The organism is Shinella sp. G-2, assembly GCF_050172695.1.
Taxonomy (GTDB): domain Bacteria; phylum Pseudomonadota; class Alphaproteobacteria; order Rhizobiales; family Rhizobiaceae; genus Shinella.
Map to the genome: position 1 here is coordinate 85,792 of NZ_JBBEYH010000004.1, position 20,716 is coordinate 106,507.

Genomic DNA, 20,716 nt, shown 5'->3' on the forward strand with positions numbered 1-20,716 from the left:
TTGTCGCACTAGAGCCCGTCCGGTTTAATCCGGTTCATATCCTGCTGCCCTGAAGTAGTTGGCGCATTCTGCGGGGGTGAAGAGTTCGATGATGGAGCTGGCTGCGTTCCAGAGAGTGGAGATGGTTCGTTCGGCCCTTGCCCGCATCAACGCTTTGAGCTTTGCGAATGCGTTTTCGATGGGGTTAAAGTCGAGACTGCAAGGTGGCAGGTAGAGCAGGCCCGCGCCCGCCGCTTCGATGGCGTCGCGTACGCCGGCGGCTTTATGGGCGGGCAGATTATCCATGATGACGACATCGCCGTGCGCAAGGCACGGAACCAGCACCTGCTCGACATAGGCGCGGAACACGTTGCCGTTCATGGCACCGTCCTATACGAACGGAGCGGTCATGCCCGTCAGGCGCAATGCGCCGGTGAAAGTGGTGGTTTTCCAATGGCCGTGCGGCACACCGGCCCGACGGCGCTCACCGCAGGGCGCACGGCCGCGGAAGCGCGCCATCTTGGTCGACAGGCCGGTCTCATCGATGAAGACCAGCTTGGCCGGATCGAGATCGGGTTCGCTGTCGAACCAGGCGCGACGGCTCTTCAGGATATCGGGGCGGTCTTGCTCCAGTGCATGTGCGGACTTTTTTTGAACGTCCACCCGTGTCCGCCAAGCCAGTCGCTCAAGGCGCTTCGGCCAATGCGCATAGAGCGTTCCGTATCGAGGCGCTCGACCATTTCGTTTAACGTGATGTCCTTGCGCTCTTCAATCATCCCGATGATGAAGTCTGCATATCCGTCAAGGCGCGAGCCGCGCCGTCGCCCTTGGGGTCGCGGTGTCAGTTCGCCGATCTTCGCCCGTGCGATCCAGCGGATCGCGCTCGATATTCCAACACCAAATCGGGATGCCGCCTGCCGGGCCGATGCCCCTTCACCCGCAGCTTTCAAGACACGCAGCCGCAAATCTTCGCTGAGCGCTCTGGCCATAAACAACCTCCGTCAAAGCGGATGTTGAAGCAAAAATCAGCCCGCGCGTCACATCACAATCGATTCATCGATACCCGGACGGGCTCTAGGTGTTTGATCCCGGCCGGCCCCTCCTACGCCAGTTCACCGTAAAGAGATAGTAACGCGGCAAGAAGCCTTCAATCGCGCACAAAAGCCGCTGCCCTCTTAGAAAGTCGCATGGATACCACTTTAGATGGCGACGGAAAGAGACACGAACCATACATCAAGCCGCCTCAATGGACGACTTTCAACAAATAGAACATTTAAAGCTTCAGAGACTGAACAAGCAGCCGAGTAAAGTCGCCCGCGCTTGGCGTTGGTAGTCATGGGCATCAATCGGCAAGCCCTGATTTTTGACGATGTTCACACCGATATGATCACCATGTAGCGTGGTAGCCACCGCGGCAAAGCCGCTCAGAAGTTCGGTGACATTTATCCGGCGCTCTTTGTTCCAGACGATAAACGACCCCTCTACTTCGTCGAAATTCCACTGATGAAATCCGGAGTAATCTTCAAATTCTGCTTCGTTTCGTCGATGACCTAGATACACTAATCCGCCAATCTTCAAGCATATAAGCATTTCGACAATCCCCCACACGGGTTCAATAGCGTGGTCAAGCGCGTTCGTGCAGAGAATAAGATCGAAATGGTCGTTCGGAAACCGAGCACTCAGGTCCTCAGCAAAGGAGAATGTCGTTCTTAGCGGCGGAGCCACGTCGAACTTTTCCATTATCGCATCGTAGTGGCGCGCCAACGGATCGGTCGCCGTAATGTCTACGGATCTCCCCGGAATGATCTGACCAGTCTTTGTGATTGGGCCTGAGCCGACATCAAGAATCCTAAAGAAGCTTTGATTAGTTGGAAGTAGATTCTGGATCCAGTCAGGCATTTCCTGTGGCTGAAGCCGGTTAATGTAATCTTCTGGCCATTCCAAACCCCTCGTGCTGAACCAGCTCTCCCAGAAATTAGTCTCATAGTCGATGCCGGCACGCCACGACTTCAGTGATTTAGTGAGAATGGCCCCGCCATTTTTCATGATCTCTTGCAGGTAGCTTTGAAAGGTATTCTGCAACTGAGTTTTCTCCCAAGCCACTATTCGACTGATAATTGAAACGAGTTCCGAGCTGCTTTCTACAGGAAGACTTGCCAACTGGGAAGTTCCACCACGTTCCGATGCTCACCGTCCGCGGCGGTATTTTTATCACTTCAACCAGCCAGCGACCTGCCTGGGCTACTATACGCAGAAATTTGCGCCATCCATGACGGGCTCAAACGATGAAGAACCATCAGGAGACGGCGTTTGAGGCTTACAAGTCGGCGATTCGGAAAATTAGCGACAGGTCTTGCAGCATACGACAAACAGCGACGGTATCTTAGAATAATTCTCAAATATGTAATTCAGGTATAAGTATTAATTCGACAAAACACATAAAAACAGATAATTAATTGAATACTATGACGCTGATCAAAGATGTTTACTAAGATTGAAAAACAGAAGTTCTCCGTAATTATAATACTAATGTTTTTCCGGAGGAAGTACGAACTACCAAATAAATTACAGTGAAGATATAGATCAACTTCGTCTCCCCTAGTGGCAAGCCGCATCATGACAAAGCACCTTCTGCTCCATTAAAATGGAGCAGAACTTGACGAATATATTTTACAAATGCTCTGAGCCCAAAGCTTGGACCGCCGTGAGTTGGAGTTTTCCGGCTCTGATCACGCTGACGGGCTGGTTGCGCCACCGGGATTGTGCAGGGCAATCGGGACGTTATACCCGATCGCGGAGCGAGGACGTTCTTCGTTGTAGTATCGACGCCAAGTCTCCAACTTTTTGCGCGAATCCGCAAGGCTCAGAAACCAGTGGGCGTGCAGGCATTCGGACCGCAGCTTACTGTTGAGCGCCTCGATGAAGCCGTTGTCGGTCGGCTTTCCGGGTCGCGAGAAGTCCAGGGTGACGTTGTTGGCATAGGCCCAAAGGTCCAGATCACGGGAGATAAATTCGCTACCATTGTCCACCCTGACCGTTTTGGGATAGCCAGCCTTCCGGCAGATGCCTGGCTGATATCCGCCTTCCGGCAGATCTCTGCCACTGGCACGCCATCGTTGCCTTGCTTAAAAATAAGCGCCTTCTGGGCGTCCGAAAACTTCGATGCTTTCATGCTCCGCGCCTGTTCCCAGCTGGGAAATTACCGCGGAAAACTCCAGTTATGAACGGTCCAGTTTTTGGGGATCAGGCAGCTAGCGTCGCAGGAAATCGACTAAATTCTTCTCTAGTGTGGATGGAGCGAAGGTCGACGCTCAGTCACTAGGTAATTATACTACCATCAAGAAACGAGACATTTGATAGCTGCTTCAGCGATGGGCCGGCAGAAATGAGTGCTAAGGCGCGCTAAAAAGCATCGTTGGGACGGAGTTCGTGATTGGCGAAGGCGGGCTTGGAGTACTCACTGTTTTGAGTGGGGCAATTCTCGCTGACATTTTTGGGAAGCACCGAAGTCTTTCATCGGTGATTCAAGGCTGGAAGGGCAAAAGTGAGGTATTGTGATTGCAAACAATATGGCGATCTTTTACCGGAAAATTCGATTGTATTCTGTCTTCGGCACCTTGCCTCATCTTCCCTTCGCCTTGACACGCCCCTCGAACTGTTGAATGGATGCGCCCTCGGCGCTGCCCTGCGGGTATGATGTAATGGTAGCCTGTCAGCTTCCCAAGCTGAACGCGCGGGTTCGATTCCCGCTACCCGCTCCAGCCGCCCGGTCCTGTTTTCCTTTCGTCGTTTCCCCCGCATTCTACTTCCAGTTTTGTCTAGGGTGGATCGTCCTGCGCTGCATAATGATTTCAAAATAAAAACGTTTATATTTCTTCTTGAAAACGTTTATATTCCTTGTTACCGTTCCTTCGAAAAGTGGGGAGGGGTGCCGTTTTCGGGGCGCCTGAAGGAATTTGTCGAGCGTCTGTCGTCTGTGGCGGCGCCGATGGTTGAGGAGGAAGAGATGAGGAAATTCGTTGCAACGCTCGCATTGGCCGCCTTCATGGCGGGCGGTGCCCATGCGGCCGATCTCGGCGGCAAGCTCCTGAAGGTCGGGTCCGACACGACCTCGCCGCCGATGGAAAGCATCGATCCAGCGAGCGGCCAGATCGTCGGCTTCGATATCGATGTCGTGAACGCCATCTGCGCCAAGATCAATTGCCAGGCCGAATTCGTGACGACCGGTTGGGACGGCATCTTCGCCGCGCTCGACCAGGGCAATTTCGATCTCGTCGCGTCCGGCGTCTCGATCACCGAAGAGCGCAAGAAGGCGATGGACTTCTCCGATCCCTATATCGTCAACAGCCAGGCTGTGCTGACGCGCGCCGAGGACCAGGGCATCACGCTCGACAAATTCAAGGCCGAAGGCAAGAAGCTCTCCGCCCAGGCCAACACGACGGACGCGCAGGTCGCCGAAGGCGTCGTCGGCAAGGAAAACGTCGTCGCCTATGACAGCTTCAGCGCCGCGATCATCGCGCTCAAGAACAAGGACGTCGACGGCGTCGTGATCAACGGCGCGAATGCCGCCGCCTATGAGCGCGAATTCGCCGGCGAACTCGTCGCCTCCATCAAGGATCTCGAATCCGATCCGCTCGGCCTCGTCTTCCGCAAGGGCGACGAGAATGTCGCTGCCTTCAACGAAGGCCTGAAGGCGATCAAGGACGATGGCACGCTCGACAAGCTGATCGCCAAATATTGGGGCCTCAAGTAAGAGGTCTTCCGGGAGCGTCCCGCGGGCGCCCCATTCATTCCTGAAACAGTTCCGGCACGCGTTCGGAGCGCATGAAACTGGAAATAGGCCCCTTCCGCTTTGCGGAAGCGGCCTATGGCGGAGGCCGGAATGTCGTTCGTCAGAAGCGTGAGGCCCAGCAATCTGGTCATCCTCGCCGCGCTGCCCTTCATCGTCTATCTTTTCGCCTCCTCGGGCGACTACCAGCGGGCGCTGCGCGCTATTCTCGGCATCGAGCCGGGCTCGGGCGCTTTCGTCCCGGGCTTCCTGCTGCTCGCCGCGGCCTTCTCCGCCGGTTTCGCCGTGCTGGTCCTGTCGCGGGCCAAGGTGGCGCGGCCGCGCCTGACGCTTGCCGTCGGCCTTGCCGGCCTGCTGGCGACGGCGGCCATCGTTGCCGGCGACCTCGTCCATCCCTTCATGGCCTCCGTGGTGGCGAACGGGGTCGATTCCTTCAAGTCCGATCTCGTCGTCAAGGGCGTCACGCCGCGCCAGCTGACAGAGGCCGCCGATCTCATGGTGCGCGGCGTCGAGGCCTGGCTCTGGCCGGCCTATGCGGCGCTGCTCGTCGCCGGTCTCGGCCTCACCTTCGCCGGCAGCCGCGCGCCCGTTCCGGCCGAAAGCCCGCTGCGCCGGGCCGGCGCCTGGCTGCTCGGCCTCGTCAACGGCGCGGGCCTCGTCTTCGTTCTCCTCTTTGCCCATCTCGCCTTCGCCTCCGGCCTTGCCACGACCATCCGCGCCGCCATCGCCGCCTATATTCTCGCGGCCATTCTCGGCCTCGTCTGGGTCGGCCTCCTCAAGTTGCGCTATACGCGTGGCAGCCTCCTCGTCTTCGCCGCGATGACGGTCGTCTTCGCCCTGCTCTCCGCCTGGTTCCTGCTGCAGCCGCGCGACGGCTACGTGCTTACGGGCACGCTGGAGGGCAAGGTCGGCATCGTCACCAACACGCCGTCCGGTCTCATCAGCGCCGTGCGCTTCGGTCAGTATGAGGGCGGCCCGACGACCGAAACGCCGGTGCGCACCTTCGTCACGCCCGAACAGGCCATCGAGGCCATCGGCAAGAAGGAGGATGTCAGCGGCGCGCTGCTGCCCGCCGCCGCCGTTCCCGCCGACTGGCCGCGCCTCTGGCAGGTCGAGGCGCTGAACGACCGCGACCGCGCGGTCGGCATCACGCTCGCCGTCGTTGCCATCGCCATCGGCCTGCTCACCTTCGGCGGCTTCCTGCATGGCCGCCATCCGCTGTCGGTCGGCTCGGAATTCGTGGTGGATACGATCCGCGGCATCCCCATGCTGGTCATCGTGCTCTATGTCGGCCTGCCGCTGTCGGGCGCGCTGAAGGATGCGACGGCGGGCGTCTTCGATCCGCCGAACCTCGTGCGCGGCATCGTCGCCATGGCCATCGCCTACTCCGCCTATCTCGCCGAAATCTTCCGCTCGGGCATCAATGCCATTCCCGCGGGGCAGATCGAGGCGGCCGGCAGCCTCGGGCTTAACCGCTGGCAGACGGCGCGGCTCGTCATCCTGCCGCAGGCCTTCCGCATCGTCATCCCGCCGCTCGGCAACGAGCTGATCGCCATCCTCAAGGACACGTCGCTGCTGTCGATCCTGTCGATCCGTGACATCACCCAGCGCATGCGCGAGTTCCAGTCGGCAAGCTTCCTGCCTTTCGCGCCCTACAATTCCGCGGCGATCCTTTACATCCTGCTGACGCTCGCGGCGGCAAGCCTCATCAGCCTGATCGAGAAGAAATATGACGTCAAACACCGCTGAGAAGGGCACGGTCCTCGTCACCGGCGCCTCGCGCGGCCTCGGCCGGGCGCTGGCCGGACTCTACGCCGCGGCGGGCTGCCGCGTCATCGCCTGCATGCGGCAGGGCGGCGATGTGCCGCTCGACGTCGCCGACCCGGCTTCCATCGCGGCGCTCGGCGAAAGGCTGGAGGGTGAGCCGATCGACATCGTCATCAACAATGCCGCGGTCCGCGGCGATACCGGCGGCCTCGAGTCGCTCGAGACGGACGATTTCCTCGAGGTCATGCGCATCAACGCGCTCGCCCCGCTGCTTCTGGCCCGTGCGCTGCGGCCGAACCTTCGCGCCGGTGGCCGCAAGGTGCTGGTCAATATCAGCAGCCGCGCCGGCTCGCTTGCCGAAGGCACGCTCGATGACGAAGACGGCGATTATGCCTATCGCTGCTCCAAGGCGGCGCTGAACATGGCGACGGTGAAGCTGGCGCAGGATTTCCGCCGCGACGGCATCGCCGTCATCTCGCTGCATCCAGGCTGGGTGCGCACGGATATGGGCGGTGAAGAGGCGGCCGTCGACGTTGCGGAAAGCGCCGCCGGCCTCAAGGCGCTGATCGACGCCACGACACTGGCCGAAAGCGGCAGTTTCCGGGCCTATGACGGCCGAACGGTAGCATGGTAATGGAGACAGGCATGACCGACGCACGGCAGGACGAGACGGCGGCAATCGAAGCCTTGCTGCGGGAAAGCTATGGCATCGCCGGGGCCATCACGCCGCTGCCGGGCGAACACGATCTCAACTACCGCGTCGAGGCGGCGGATGGCACGCGTTATCTCTTGAAGCTGCACGCGCCGGGCGATGCGGACGATCTCGCCATGCAGATCGCCGTGCTCGATCATCTCGCGGACACGGCGCCCGGTCTTCCGGTCTCGCGCGCCCTCGCCGACCGGATGGGCCGGCAGTCCTTTGCCACCGATATCCGCGGCCCGCGCACCGCGCGTCTGCTCACCTGGCTGTCGGGCGACGTCTGGTCGCGCGCCGCCACGCGCCATGAAGAAAGCGTTTCGACGCTGGGCGGCCTACTCGGTGCGCTCGACCGCAGCCTCCAGGGCTTCTCGCACGCCGGCGCAAAGCGCCTCTATGCCTGGGATATCGGCCGGGCGGACATGCATCTGGAAAACCTCCGCTTCATCGACGACGCGGAAAAGCAGGCGGCCGTCGCGGCCATTCTGGAGCGCTTCGCCGCCGCGGTGCTGCCGCGCCTTCAGGCCTGCCCGCGCCAGGTCATCCACAACGATGCCAACGACTACAATGTCCTGCTCGATGCCGGCGGGCGCGTCAGCGGCCTGCTCGATTTCGGCGATATGGTCGAGACGTTCCGCGTGGTCGAGATCGCCGTCGCCAGCGCCTATGTGCTGATTGGCGCGGCCGATCCTGTCGAGACCATTGCCCGTCTTGCCGCCGCCTATCATTCCGTCAACGCTATCAGCGCAACGGAGGCGGAGCTTGTCTTCGATCTCGTCTGCACCCGTTATGCCGTCAGCATGTGCATGGCCGCGAGACAAATCCGTGACAACCCGGACAATACCTATCTTCTGGTCAGCCAGGAGGATGTCTGGCGCGAGCTTCGCCGCCTGCAGCAGGAGAACCGCGCGCTCGCCATCGCCCGCATCCGCGATGCCTGCGGCTTCGCGCCGGTTCCACATGCGCCCCGCCTCGAGCGCTGGCTGGAGCGCAATGCCCACGATTTCGCCGCCGTCATCCGCCCGGGCACCGCAAAGCCCAGGGTGCTTGCTCTCGATCTCACGGCGGCGGGGCCGGACTGGTCCGCGCTGGATGCGGACGGCGCCGAGCGGCTGATCGAGGCGCGTGTCGCCGAGGCCGGCGCGGATTTCGCCATCGGCCTCTACGGCGAGGACCGCGCCGTCTACAAGGGCGATGCCTACGAGACCGGCTCGGCCGGTGCGCGCCGAACGGTGCATCTCGGCATCGACCTCTTCGCACCGGCCGGCGAGCCGGTGCATGCGCCCTTTGCCGGCAAGGTCGCCTTCATCCACGACGACGCCGTCGCCTTCGGCTTCGGCCCGACGGTTCTACTCGAACATCGCACCGATGAGGGCGATGTCTTCTGGACGCTCTATGGGCATCTCTCCCGCCAGGGCGTCCAGAAGCTCTCTTTGGGGCAGGCCATCGCCAGGGGCGAGGCCTTCGCCGCCTTCGGTGCGGCCACGGAAAACGGCAACTGGTCGCCCCACCTGCATTTCCAGGTCGTCACCGATCACCTCGGCCTCGAAGGCCGCATGCATGGCGTCGGCGTCGGCGATCACTGGCAGGTCTGGCGGGCGGTGAGCCCGGATCCGAGCGTGGTCTTCGGTTTTGCCACGCCCGCTTCCGTGATCGTGGCGCGCGACAAGGATTTCCTGGTACGCGAGCGCCATCGCCGCATCGGCCGTTCGCTCTCCATCGCCTATTCCGCCGCGCCGCTGAAGATCGTCGGCGGGGAGGGTGCGCACCTCATCGACGCGGATGGCAACCGCTGGCTCGACATGGTCAACAATGTCTGCCACATCGGCCATTGCCATCCGCGCGTCGTCCGGGCGGCGCAGATGCAGATGGCAAGGCTCAACACCAATTCGCGCTACCTGCACGATTCGCTGGTGGAATATTCCCGCCGCCTCGCCGCGCTCTTTCCCGACCCGCTGAACGTCTGCTTCTTCGTCAATTCGGGCAGCGAGGCGAACGACCTCGCCATCCGCCTGGCTCGCGCCTATACCGGCAACCGCGATGTGATAACGGTCGACCATGCCTATCACGGCCATCTGTCGAGCCTCATCGACGTCAGCCCTTACAAGTTCGCCGGCAAGGGCGGCGAGGGCTGCCCGCCGCATGTGCGCGTCGCCGAAATGCCTGATCTTTATCGCGGCCGCTTCCGCTACGGGGACGGAGATGCCGGGAGAAAATACGCCGAGGACGTGCGCCGGCAGGTCGAGGCGCTGGCGGCGGAAGGCCGCCGCCCGGCGCTGTTCTTCAGCGAAGGCATCCTGGGCACCGGCGGCCAGCTCACCCTGCCGGAAAATTACCTGAAGGAAGCCTATGCCCATATCCGGGCGGCCGGCGGCCTCTGCCTTGCAGACGAGGTGCAGGTCGGCTTCGGCCGCGTCGGCAGCCACATGTGGGCGCATGAGACGCAGGGCGTCGTCCCCGACATCGTCACCATGGGCAAGCCGATCGGCAACGGCCATCCCATGGCCGCCGTCGTCACCACGGAGGCCATCGCCGCCGCCTTCGCCAACGGCATGGAATATTTCAACACCTTCGGCGGCAATCCCGTCTCCGCCGAGATCGGCCTTGCCGTGCTCGACGTCATCAGGGACGAGCGCCTGATGCACCATTGCAGGACGGTCGGCGACCGGTTGATGGATGGCGCCAGGGCACTGGCCGAACGTCATGCGATCATCGGCGACGTACGCGGCTACGGCCTCTTCAACGGCATCGAACTCGTTCGCGACCGTGAGACGCTGGAGCCGGCGGCGGCGGAACTCGATGTCGTCATCGCCGAGATGAAGGGCAAGCACCGCATCCTGCTCTCCAGTGAAGGCCCGCATCACAATGTCCTGAAGGTGAAGCCGCCGGCGCCCTTCAGCGCGGCGGATTGCGACCGCTTCCTCGCTGCCCTAGACGAAACCCTCGGCGCGCTCGCGCGCTGAGGACATAGCGCCTCGAAAGAGGTTTGACGCGCGATATAAACGTTTATATTGCAATCGTGACGAAAGCGGCGCTCGCCAAGGTGCCGTGAATGACAAGGACAAGACCCGTGCACAAGCCGCTTACCCGACAGAACCGCTTCGACGCCGCCCATCAGGATGCCGGCATGCTGGAGCTTGGCGTCTGCTACTATCCGGAACAGTGGCCGCGCGAGAAATGGGACGAAGACGCTCGCCGCATGGTCGAGCTCGGCCTTGCCTGGGTGCGCATCGGCGAATTCGCCTGGTCGCATATCGAGCCGCAATCCGGCGTCTTCCACTGGGAATGGCTGGACGAGGCCGTCGAGGTGCTCGGCTGCGCCGGCCTCAAGGTCATCCTCGGCACGCCCACTGCCGCCCCGCCGAAGTGGCTGGTCGACCGCTACCCGGATATCCTGCCGGTCGATGTCGGGGGCGTCGTGCGCAAGTTCGGCGCGCGCCGGCACTATTGCTTCTCGAGCCGCCGCTACCGCCTCGAGGCCGCCCGCATCACCGAGGCCATGGTGCGCCGCTATGGCGACAATCCCTTCGTGCACGCCTGGCAGACCGACAACGAATATGGCGACCACGATACCATTCACAGCTATTCCGACGAGGCGGGGCGCGCCTTCCGCGAATGGCTTGCCGCGCGCTACGGCACCATTGAGGAGATGAACCGCGCCTGGGGCACGCAGTTCTGGAGCATGCACTATAACGGCTTCGGCGAGGTGGACCTGCCGAACAACCTCGTGGAAGAGCCGACGCCGACCCATCTCGTCGATTACTTCCGCTTCTCCTCCGATCAGGTGAAGAGCTTCAACAAGGCGCAGGTCGATCTCATCCGGCAGCATTCGCCGGGCCGCCCGGTGACGCACAATTTCATGTCGCAGAACACCGACTTCGACCATCACAAGCTCGGCGAGGATATCGATATCGCCTCCTGGGATGTCTATCCCATGGGCGGGCTCATCAATGGCCGCCTCAGCCCCGAGGACAAGGCGCGCTACCTGCGCGTCGGCGATCCGGACCAGCCGGCCTTCAACCACGACCTCTACCGCGCCGTCGGCCGTGGCCGGGTCTGGGTCATGGAGCAGCAGCCGGGACCGGTGAACTGGGCCGCCCACAACCAGTCGCCCGCCGATGGCATGGTGCGCCTGTGGACGTGGCTCGCCTATGCGCACGGCGTCGACATGGTCTCCTATTTCCGCTGGCGCCAGGCCCCCTTCGCACAGGAACAGTTCCATGCCGGCCTGCTCTTGTCGAACAGCGAGGTGGACCAGGGTTATCTGGAGGTGGCGCAGGTCGCCGAGGAAATGGCCCGCCTGCCGAAGGGCGAGGTGCGCGAAAAGGCCGCCGTCGCCATCATGCTGGATTACGAATCGCGCTTTGCCACCCGCGCCCTGCCGCAGGGGCGCGGCTATGCGGCCTCGGCCATCGCGCTCGACTGGTATTCGGCCGTCGCCCGTCTCGGCGTCGATGTCGATTTCATCGGCCAGCATTCCGATCTCTCCGGCTACAGGCTGGTGCTGGCGCCCGACCTCGTCATTCCGGATGCCGATTTCATCGCCCGCCTCAAGGCCTCCGGCGCGAAGGCCCTGTTCGGCCCGCGCAGCGGCAGCAAGACGCGCGACATGCATATTCCTGCCGACCTGCCGCCCGGCCCGCTCGCCGACCTGCTCGATTTCCGCGTGACGCGCGTCGAGTCCCTGCCGGACTTCCACAGCGAGCCGGTGCTCTATGGCAATACGAGTCATCCGATCACCGGCTGGCGGGAACTGATCCGCACCAATGAGGCGGTCCTTGCGACGTTCGAGGGACCGCACCGCACCGGTTCCCCGGCGGTGATCGGCAATGAGGCGACGCGTTATGTCGGCACGCTGCCGCGCGGCGAGTTCCTGTCGAAGCTGATGGGCGACACGCTCGGCTGGGCCGGCGTCGCGAGCCTCACCGACCTTGGCGATCTCCGCCTTGCCCGCCGCGGTCGCCTTCATTTCGCCTTTAACTATGGCAGCAGCCCCGCATCCGTGCCGGCGGCTGCCAATGCAAGCTTCCTCGTCGGGGTGCGCGAACTTGCGCCCGTCGATGTGGCCATCTGGACGGAAGACTGAAGTCGCCGCCCGGTACCGGACGGGTCGCCCCGTCCGCGCCGTCCGGGGCGCTGCGTCAGGACACGCCGATTGCGGTGGCGAAAGCGTTGTCCTCGGGTTATTCTTGAGGTCGCGGGCGCCGTCACGGTCCTGGCGCGACCTGAAAACCCAAGTTGGTCCTGATGCGGCACACCCGAATTTCATCCCTTAAAACCAGCGGGCTTGTTGCGCTGGCCTTGCTGCTGGCGGCGGTAAATCCGGCTTGCCTTGCCGCCCAGGAACGGGGTCCCGTCGACCTGCCGATCCTCTTCGACACGCGTGAGCGCATCGCCAGGCCGGATGTATCCGGCATCGTCCGGCTGCGCTTCCTGACGACGGTGGATTTCCCGCCGTTCAATTTCATCGATCAGACGGGCAAGCTTGCGGGCTTCCATGTCGATCTGGTGCGGGAAATCTGCCGGGAGCTTGCCCTGACGGAAAAATGCCAGATCCAGGCTGTGACCTTCCCGGAACTGGAAAAGGCGCTGACCGATGGCAATGGCGAAGCGGTGGCCGCAGGCGTTGCGGTGACGACGGACCTGCGCAAGCGCTTTGCCTTCTCGCGCCCGTTCATGCGCCTGCCGGCCCGCTTCGCCGTGGCCAAGAAGGCGGCGCCGTCCGGGGAGACGGCGGCCGCGCTCGATGGCAAACGGGTGGGCGTGGTGGCGGCGAGCGCACATGAGGCCATGCTGAAAGCCTTCTTCCCGCGGGTGCAGGCGGAGGCGTTCGCGGACCGGGCGGCGCTGCTGGCAGCGTTGAAGGACGGCAAGGTGGAGGCTGTCTTCGGCGACGGCATGCAGCTCGCCTTCTGGACGAGCGGCTCGGAATCGGCCGGCTGCTGCCGCCTGTTCGACGGTCCCTTCCTGTCGGAAACGTTCCTGGGCGAGGGGCTGACCCTCATGTTCCGCAAGGAGGATGCGGCCCTTGCCGGTGCGGTGGACCACGCGCTCCTCGCGCTCTCGCGCAGCGGCCGCCTGCAGGAAATCTACCTGCGCTACTTCCCGATCAACCTCTATGGCGGTTGATGTAAGTAAGGGATTGCTTACTGACTTGCCCAGATGATGCGGGCGATCCAGTCGATTTCGTCCATGTCGAACGTGCGGTTGGCGTGCTCGGGATTGATCGAGACGAGTTCGATGGTGCGCGGGCTCTGGCGGTGCAGCACCTTCGCCATGACCTCGCCCTCCCGCGTCTTGACGACCACCCGGTCGCCGCGGCGCACCTGCGCGCCCGGCTCGACGATCAGCACATCGCCGTCACGATAGAGCGGCAGCATGCTGTCGCCCTGGATCTCCAGCGCATAGACGCCGGCCTTGCCATTCGGCGAAACGGGAAATTCCACCACATCCCAGCCCTGGCCGGCCGGAAAGCCACCGTCGTCGAAGAAGCCGCCTGCACCGGCCTGGGCGAAGCCGAGCAGGGGAATGGTGCTGGTCTGCGGGGAAAGGCCGCCCTGCGCCAGCGCGACGTCGCGCGCGGGATCGTATCCCATGAAGAACGCGTCGACGGAGGCGCCCGTCGCCTCCAGCACCTTCGCAATGGATTCCGTCGAGGGCCAGCGCTGACGGCCGTCGGCGCCCTGCCGCTTGGATTTGTTGAAGGATGTCGGGTCGAGCCCGGCGCGGCGAGCAAGGCCGGATGGCGAGAGGTGATGGCGCTCGGCAAGGGCGTCGATCGCGGCCCAGATCCGGTGGTGGGAGAGCATGTCGTAAAACCTTGCCAGGGCGCGGGCCGGCCGATGCCGGACCGATAGGACTGGGAGCATAGCGAAGGTCGGTTTGCGAGTAAAGAAAGAAGGATTATATTCCTGTTCCGGTCCGCGCCCGCCGGCGTGCCACGACGCTTTCGCGCCATATGGTGAAGATGCCGGCCCCCACGACGATCATCGAGCCGACGACCATGTTGAGGCTCAGCGTTTCGCCAAAGACGGTGATCCCGATGATCGCCGCCAGCACGACCTGAAGGTAGGTGAGCGGCTGCACGGCCGCGGCATCGAGCAGGTCATAGGCGCGGATCAGGAAATAGTGGCTCGACATGCCGGTGATGCAGAGCAGGCCCATCCAGAGCCAGTCGGTGGGTGAAAGGTTGGTCCAGAAGAACGGACCGATCAGCGAGATCGCGGCCGCGCCGGCGACGCCCACATAGAAGAAGCTCGTCGAGGCCGGGTCGTCGCGGCTGGCGAGACGCGTGGCGATGGCATAGAGCGCGAACATCAGCGCGCCGGCAAGCGGCAACAGGACGCCCATGTCGAAGCTGCTGCCGGTCGGGTTGATCACGATCAGCACGCCGCAGAGGCCGACGCCGATCGCCGTCCAGCGCCGCCAGCCCACCCGCTCGCCGAGCAGCGGCATGGAAAGCAGCGCCACGAAGATCGGCCCCGAGGCAAGCACCGCCTGAGAGTGGGCAAGACCGACGGTGCTGAAGGCCGTGATGCCGATGACGATCTGGACGGCGAGCAGCACGCCGCGCAGGATCTGCAGGACCGGCCGTTTCGTTACCGCTGCCGCCCGCAACCCGCCGGGGCTGCGCGCGCCCAAAGCCATGGCGAAGGCGCCGAAGGCCCAGAAGCGCAGCATGGCGATGAAGACAGGCGGATAGGCGCTGCCGAGATGTTTCGAGATGGCGTCCTGCAGGCTGAAGATGACGATCGCAAGCAGGGTGAAGACGTAGCCGAGTCGTTTGGAATCCATGGTCTCCGCGCATATACCCACCCCGCCCGCCTTGCACGTCGAAACTTGCCCCGCACCGGACATTTTGCGGCGGGGTGCGCGGCAGAGCCGCCGTGGCAGGAAAGTTTTCCTTTCGGCCGTGATTTTCAGCCACTTTCGCGGGAACGAAAGGCGCGCTATCAAGAGGGGCGTGCGGCCTCTGCCGCATGCTCGAGGTCCCTTCCGTGCAAAAGACCGTCTCTTCCGGCATCCTGCTGACGTCCTTCGCCTATTTCCTGTTTTCGTTGCAGGATGCGTCGGTGAAGTGGCTCGTCGTCGCCCTGCCGGTGTGGCAGATCCTGTTCGTGCGCAGCGTGACGATCTTTTCGCTCTGCTTCGTCTTCGGCGGCCGCCCGCTGATGCGCGCCGCGCGCCATTCGCCGGTGCTGAAGCCACTGTTCCTGCGCAATCTGCTGCTGCTCGCAGCCTGGCTCTGCTATTACACCGCCGCGCGGGACCTCGGCCTTGCCGAGCTGACGACGCTCTACTACGCCTCGCCCGTCGTCATGACGATCCTGTCCGTGCCGATCCTCGGCGAGAAGGTGCCGGGATATCGCTGGCTTGCCGTTGTCGTCGGTTTCGTCGGCGTGGTCGTCGCCTGCGGCATCGCGGCAAAGGGGCTCACGCTCTCCTGGCCTGTCTATCTCGCGCTGCAGGCCGCCATCTTCTGGGCCGTCGCTTCCGTGCTGCTGCGCAAGACCGCGCTGCATGAGCGCACGCAGGTGCAGATGGTCATTTCCAGCGGCTTCTTCCTGTTGTTCACCGCCATCGCCGTACCTTTCGTCTGGCAACCGGTCTCGCTGATGGACCTTGCGCTGATGGCCGGAACGGGGCTGCTGGCCGGCATCGGCCAGTTCGCGCTGTTCGAGGGCATGCGCCGTGCGCCGGTTTCGGTGCTCGCCCCCTTCGAATATACCTCGCTCGTCTGGGCCTTCGCGCTCGGTTATCTCATCTGGAGCGACGTGCCGGGATCGAATGTCGTGGTCGGCGCGGCGCTGATCTTTTCCGCCGGTACGATCATCATCGCCAGCGAGCGGATCAACAATCGCCAGCGCCTGCGGGCCTGAGCCAATCGGTTCTAAGTTGCGAAACAACCAAAAGAATTCCCGTTTCCGTCGCTCTGGTTGGTTGCAAGTGCGAAGCAGAACGATATTGTCGCGATCCGACAAGCGGCTCTACGCGGGGGATAGATAGAATGCCGATATCGAACGCCGCATTCGTGCGCTCGACGATCGTCCTTTTGGTTGCAGGCATGCTTTCGCTGCTCGGCATTGTCGGCACGTCGCTGTGGCTCGTCAACAAGGTCCAGACCTACTTCACCGGCTTCATCGAGGTGCGCGAGGCCCGCAGCACCGCCGCCGACCTGCTCTCCACCCTCAAGGACGCCGAGACGGGCCAGCGCGGCTTCATCATCACGGGTGAGAATGCCTTCCGCACGCCCTATGACAATGCGCTGCGCGCCGTAGCCGACCGGGAAAAGGCCTTTCTCGAAAAGACCCGCGGCTTTCCCCAATATGCCGAGCGGACTGCGAAGATCGAGGCCCTTGTCGAACAGAAGCTGAAGGAACTGGCCGAGACGGTCGACGCCGTGGAGGCCGGCCGTCAGGCCGATGCCATCAACCAGGTCAAGACAGACCGCGGCCGTGTCCTGATGGACGAGTTGCGCATCGAACTCGGCGCGATCATGGACGATGCCGACCGCGAACTGCGCGAGAGCGTCGTCGATACGCTGTGGTCGGCCGGCGCGCTGCAATGGACGACGGTGATCGGCGCCGTCGCCATCATCGGCGTGCTCGGCGGCGCGGCGGCCGTCATCGCGCAATATACCCGCGACATCATCCTCGCCCGCCGCGAGGTCGAGACGCTGAACGCCACGCTGGAAAAGCGTGTGGACGAGCGTACCGAGGAGCTGATCCGCGCCAACCAGGAAGTCCAGCGCTTCGCCTATATCGTGACGCACGACCTGCGTGCACCGCTCGTCAACATCATGGGTTTCACCAGCGAGCTGCAGGCCTCGCTCGCCTCCATCCAGGCCTATGTGCTGGCCGACGGCAAGACGCCGAGCGAAGGCGATATCCTGGAGGCGCGCCGCGCGGCATCCGAGGACCTGCCGGAGGCGATCGGCTTCATCCGCTCCTCCACCAAGAAGATGGACGGCCTCATCAACGCCATCCTGAAGATCTCACGCGACGGGCGGCGGGAATTGAAGATCGAGCGGGTGGACCTCAAGGCGCTCGCCGAAAACGGCGCGGCGGCCGTCGGTCATCAGGTCGGCGAATCCGACGGCGAGGTCACCATCGCCGACAACCTGCCGACCGTGATCTCCGACCGGCTGTCGCTGGAGCAGGTGTTCGGCAACCTCTTCGACAATGCCATCAAATACCAGACGCCCGGCCGTCCGCTGCGCGTTTCCGTCACCGCCCGCAGCCTCGGCCGCGCCGGCTTCGTCGTCGAGTTCACCGACAACGGCCGCGGCATCGCGCCTGAAGATCATGAACGCGTCTTCGAGCTCTTCCGCCGCTCGGGCACGCAGGACAAACCCGGCGAAGGCATCGGCCTGGCCCATGTGCGTTCACTGATGCGCAATCTTGGCGGTGATATCGTCGTTCGATCCGAACTCGGGCAGGGGACGACCTTCGTGCTTCGCCTTCCGCCCGACCTCAGCAAAGTTGTCAGGAGTATGCAGGCATGAACGGACTGGGCAAGGAAGTCACCATCGTCATGATCGAGGACGACGAGGGCCATGCGCGCCTCATCGAGAAGAATATCCGCCGCGCCGGCGTGCACAATGAAGTGGTGCCCTTCACCAACGGGACGGACGCGCTCGACTTCGTGCTCGGCAAGGACCGCTCGGGGCTCGCCAGCGCCGGCAAGTTCCTGCTGATCCTGCTCGATCTCAACCTGCCCGACATGTCCGGCATCGACATCCTGCAGAAGATCAAGACCAATATCCACACCAAGCGCCTGCCGGTCGTCATCCTCACCACGACGGACGACGAGCGCGAAATCCAGCGCTGCTACGATCTTGGCGCCAATGTCTACATCACCAAGCCGGTGGAATACGAAAGCTTCGCCCATGCGATCCGCCAGCTCGGCCTGTTCTTCTCCGTGATCCAGATTCCCGAGACGCAGTAAATGAAGGAAGGCCCCGTCCGCATCCTCTATATCGACGACGACCCGATCCTCGCGCGGCTTGCCCAGCGCGCGCTCGGCCGTTCCGGTTACGAGGTGCTGCACGCCGAGGACATCGAGCATGGTCGCGCGCTGTTCGCCGAGGCGGGCTTCGACGCCGTGGTGCTCGATCACTTCCTGCAATCGGGCACGGGACTTTCACTGCTCCGGGAACTCGTCGATGCGCCTGGCGCGGTGCCGGTCGTCTATGTCACGGGATCGAACGACGCGCAGGTCGCCGTCGAGGCGCTGAAGGCAGGGGCGGCGGACTATGTCATCAAGTCGGTCGGCGACGATTTCATGCCGTTGCTCGCCAACGCCCTGGGGCAGGCGCTGGAAAATGCCGAACTGAAGCGGGCCAAGCTCAAGGCCGAGCTGGAAATCCGGCTTGCCAAGGAGCGTGCGGAAATCCTGCTGGCGGAGGTGAACCACCGCGTCGGCAATTCGCTGGCGCTTGCCGCCGCACTCATCCGTCTGCAGATGTCGAGCGCTTCGAATGATGCGGTGAAGGAGGCCCTGGCCGAGACGCAGGCGCGCATCACCGCCATCGCCGGCATCCACCGCCGTCTCTACACCTCCGAGGACGTGCGCCATGTCGATATGGGCGCCTATCTCGCGACGTTGCTCTCCGAGCTCGACACCTCGATGAAGGGGCAGGGCCGCAACGTGCGTCTCAGCCGCACGCTGGAACCGCTGAACGTGCCGACAGACCGGGCCGTCTCGCTCGGCGTCATTGTCACGGAGCTCGTCACCAACGCCTTCAAATATGCCTATGGCGAGGCGGGCGGCGAGGTGCGCGTCGGCTTTACCCGGCTCGACCCGGAGAGCGCCATGCTCTTCGTGGAGGACGATGGTATCGGCTGGCGTGGCGAAGGCCCCGTGCGCGGCACCGGCCTCGGCTCCAAGATCATCGGCGCCATGGCGACCAGCCTCGGCACGAAACTCGATTATGTCAGCCGCGCCTTCGGCACGCGCGCCGAACTGACGGTGCGCATGGCGGACGTCGCAAGGCCCGCTTAGGGCCACCCGAACGGGACCATTGCCGCAAAGTCGGTGCGGGCGGTTTCGCGTTTTTTCCCCACATCCGCGCACCATTCGATCCTTCGCCGCCGTCCCCGGGAGCCACGGGCACGCGCATGGCAAAACCCCGGATGCAGGGGATATCCGGGGCTTCGGGGAGGTCAGTCGGGTCAGGAACCGGCGGTTAGCGGCAGACGCGGATCTTCTTGACGATGACGTTGCCGTAGTAGTCGTAGGACTTCACCTTCTTGACGAAGCAATAGGGCTGGTAGTCGTAGCTGTAGTAGCCGGCCTGCGAGGGGGCGGCGAAGGAAACGGCGGCGACGAGGGCGATGGTGGCGGAAACGATGATCTTGCGCATGGGGTCTCTCCTGATCGGTTAAGGATGAGCCTCTCTCATCCGGTGACTGGAATGTCCCATATCGAAGGGCGGCGTGTTGTTCCGAAAGGAACAGGTGTTGACGGCAAGGGCAGGCGACCTAGCTAGCACGCTTTCACCCTGACCGGAGGTTTGGACATGGAAACGCAGGAACTCCATCGCGGCCGCCTTATCGACCATATCCAGCTCGTCGTGCGTGACCTTCCGGCAAGCCGCCGCTTCTACGAGGCGATCTTCGATGCGCTGAAGGTTCCCATCGGCGGGACCGCGGACGATTATTTCTGGGTCGACGAACTCTTCGTGTCGAGCGTGGACAGCGTGGCGGCCGCCGGCAAGCCCACCGGTCGCCACCATATCGCGTTCCAGGCCGCGGATCACGCCATGGTCGAGGCCTTCCACGAAGCGGGGCTTGCGGCAGGCGGCAGGGACAATGGCACACCGGGAGAGCGATCCTATCATCCGGGCTACTACGCCGCCTTCCTGCTCGATCCCGATGGCAACAATATCGAGGCCGTGCATCACGGCACGGCCGAGCGCAGCGCGCCGTCGGTAAGGATCACATTCTAGAGCCAGGAAAACGGACATCGGCTTTCCCGCTGGAAATTCGCAGGACAAAGCGTTCGGACGGTTCCACGCTTCAGACAGAAGAGAAGCGTTCTAGGACGCGTCGAGGGGAACGATTGTGAGCGGGTCGCCGCCGTCGATGAAGAGTGGACCGCCGGAAACGAGTGCTTTTGCAAGGCGGGCGAGGGCAAGGCGGCCGGGCTCGGGGTGGCGGCCGTCGAAGGCGCCGACGCGGATGGCGACGGCCATGTCGAAAGGATATTCGCCGGCCTCGAGGGTGAAGTCCTCGGCGGCGATGCAGCGATAGGCGAGCATGCCGGCGGCGATTTCGGCCTTTGAGCCGGCAATGGCCTGCCGGATCGCGGTCTCGGAGCGGTCGATCGCCAGCACATGGCCATGGCCGATGCGCCCCACGATCGCGCGGGCCAGGGCGCCCGGGCCGCAGCCGATTTCGAGGATGCGCTGCCCCGGCTTGAGGGGCAGCGCGTCGACGATTTCAAGCAGCCGGGGCGAGAGATCCCGCGTCATGGCCGGTAAA

The 20,716-nt window shown here is 63.2% G+C and carries 16 protein-coding genes, 1 tRNA gene and 2 pseudogenes; 12 read left to right on the top strand and 7 right to left on the bottom strand.

The window, feature by feature from the left end; all coding sequences use genetic code 11:
- Window positions 1–24: 24 nt before the first annotated feature.
- From V8U06_RS09485 to V8U06_RS09495, 3 genes and pseudogenes are all read right to left on the bottom strand, one after another.
- A pseudogene (locus tag V8U06_RS09485) lies at window positions 25–968 on the bottom strand (IS630 family transposase).
- A 292-nt stretch (window positions 969–1,260) separates the two neighbouring features.
- Window positions 1,261–2,061 (bottom strand): class I SAM-dependent methyltransferase, encoded by an 801-nt coding sequence (locus tag V8U06_RS09490; RefSeq protein WP_427140432.1) that lies wholly within the window; start codon window positions 2,059–2,061, stop codon window positions 1,261–1,263.
- A 647-nt stretch (window positions 2,062–2,708) separates the two neighbouring features.
- Window positions 2,709–3,029: pseudogene (locus V8U06_RS09495) on the bottom strand (integrase core domain-containing protein); the annotation flags it as partial.
- Between the two features lie 637 nt (window positions 3,030–3,666).
- Between V8U06_RS09495 and V8U06_RS09500 the strand changes: the two are divergent.
- The 7 genes from V8U06_RS09500 to V8U06_RS09530 all read left to right on the top strand — a co-directional run bounded on the left by V8U06_RS09500 (window position 3,667) and on the right by V8U06_RS09530 (window position 13,361).
- A tRNA-Gly gene (locus tag V8U06_RS09500) sits at window positions 3,667–3,740 on the top strand.
- 245 nt (window positions 3,741–3,985) lie between these two features.
- Entirely contained in the window at window positions 3,986–4,732 is a 747-nt protein-coding gene (locus tag V8U06_RS09505) for a transporter substrate-binding domain-containing protein (RefSeq protein ID WP_427140433.1), read from the top strand.
- 129 nt (window positions 4,733–4,861) lie between these two features.
- Window positions 4,862–6,517, top strand: coding sequence for an ABC transporter permease subunit (locus V8U06_RS09510; protein WP_427140434.1), 1,656 nt, complete (start codon window positions 4,862–4,864; stop codon window positions 6,515–6,517).
- Window positions 6,498–7,169: an SDR family oxidoreductase gene (locus V8U06_RS09515; protein WP_427140435.1), complete on the top strand. Its 672-nt coding sequence runs from the start codon at window positions 6,498–6,500 to the stop codon at window positions 7,167–7,169. The genes V8U06_RS09510 and V8U06_RS09515 overlap by 20 nt, the downstream gene beginning before the upstream one ends.
- Before the next feature lie 11 nt (window positions 7,170–7,180).
- Window positions 7,181–10,195: an aminotransferase class III-fold pyridoxal phosphate-dependent enzyme gene (locus V8U06_RS09520; RefSeq protein ID WP_427140436.1), complete on the top strand. Its 3,015-nt coding sequence runs from the start codon at window positions 7,181–7,183 to the stop codon at window positions 10,193–10,195.
- Between the two features lie 107 nt (window positions 10,196–10,302).
- The gene (locus V8U06_RS09525) at window positions 10,303–12,318 is read left to right on the top strand and encodes a beta-galactosidase (RefSeq protein WP_427140437.1); all 2,016 of its coding nucleotides are present in this window, start codon (window positions 10,303–10,305) and stop codon (window positions 12,316–12,318) included.
- Between the two features lie 161 nt (window positions 12,319–12,479).
- On the top strand, window positions 12,480–13,361 hold the full coding sequence (locus V8U06_RS09530) for a transporter substrate-binding domain-containing protein (protein WP_427140438.1): 882 nt from the start codon (window positions 12,480–12,482) through the stop codon (window positions 13,359–13,361).
- A gap of 17 nt (window positions 13,362–13,378) precedes the next feature.
- Here V8U06_RS09530 and V8U06_RS09535 read toward each other — a convergent pair whose 3' ends face one another.
- Together V8U06_RS09535 and V8U06_RS09540 are read right to left on the bottom strand one after the other, a co-directional pair.
- The gene (locus tag V8U06_RS09535) at window positions 13,379–14,041 is read right to left on the bottom strand and encodes a S24 family peptidase (RefSeq protein ID WP_427140439.1); all 663 of its coding nucleotides are present in this window, start codon (window positions 14,039–14,041) and stop codon (window positions 13,379–13,381) included.
- Between the two features lie 94 nt (window positions 14,042–14,135).
- Entirely contained in the window at window positions 14,136–15,026 is an 891-nt protein-coding gene (locus tag V8U06_RS09540; protein WP_427140440.1) for a DMT family transporter, read from the bottom strand.
- Window positions 15,027–15,211: 185 nt separating this feature from the next.
- Here V8U06_RS09540 and V8U06_RS09545 point away from each other — a divergent pair, with 185 nt between their 5' ends.
- The 4 genes from V8U06_RS09545 to V8U06_RS09560 all read left to right on the top strand — a co-directional run bounded on the left by V8U06_RS09545 (window position 15,212) and on the right by V8U06_RS09560 (window position 19,235).
- On the top strand, window positions 15,212–16,111 hold the full coding sequence (locus V8U06_RS09545; RefSeq protein ID WP_427140441.1) for a DMT family transporter: 900 nt from the start codon (window positions 15,212–15,214) through the stop codon (window positions 16,109–16,111).
- 128 nt (window positions 16,112–16,239) lie between these two features.
- Window positions 16,240–17,736, top strand: a complete 1,497-nt coding sequence (locus V8U06_RS09550) for a sensor histidine kinase (RefSeq protein ID WP_427140442.1) — start codon at window positions 16,240–16,242, stop codon at window positions 17,734–17,736.
- The gene (locus V8U06_RS09555) at window positions 17,733–18,179 is read left to right on the top strand and encodes a response regulator (protein WP_427140443.1); all 447 of its coding nucleotides are present in this window, start codon (window positions 17,733–17,735) and stop codon (window positions 18,177–18,179) included. Before V8U06_RS09550 ends, V8U06_RS09555 begins: the two co-directional genes overlap by 4 nt.
- Window positions 18,180–19,235, top strand: a complete 1,056-nt coding sequence (locus V8U06_RS09560) for a sensor histidine kinase (RefSeq protein WP_427140444.1) — start codon at window positions 18,180–18,182, stop codon at window positions 19,233–19,235.
- A gap of 184 nt (window positions 19,236–19,419) precedes the next feature.
- Here V8U06_RS09560 and V8U06_RS09565 read toward each other — a convergent pair whose 3' ends face one another.
- Window positions 19,420–19,596: a hypothetical protein gene (locus tag V8U06_RS09565; RefSeq protein ID WP_427140445.1), complete on the bottom strand. Its 177-nt coding sequence runs from the start codon at window positions 19,594–19,596 to the stop codon at window positions 19,420–19,422.
- Between the two features lie 156 nt (window positions 19,597–19,752).
- Between V8U06_RS09565 and V8U06_RS09570 the strand changes: the two genes are divergently transcribed.
- Window positions 19,753–20,181, top strand: coding sequence for a VOC family protein (locus tag V8U06_RS09570; protein ID WP_427140446.1), 429 nt, complete (start codon window positions 19,753–19,755; stop codon window positions 20,179–20,181).
- 90 nt (window positions 20,182–20,271) lie between these two features.
- On the opposite strand, the gene V8U06_RS09575 is transcribed toward V8U06_RS09570, so the two are convergent.
- On the bottom strand, window positions 20,272–20,706 hold the full coding sequence (locus V8U06_RS09575) for an SAM-dependent methyltransferase (protein ID WP_427140447.1): 435 nt from the start codon (window positions 20,704–20,706) through the stop codon (window positions 20,272–20,274).
- Window positions 20,707–20,716 lie beyond the last annotated feature (10 nt).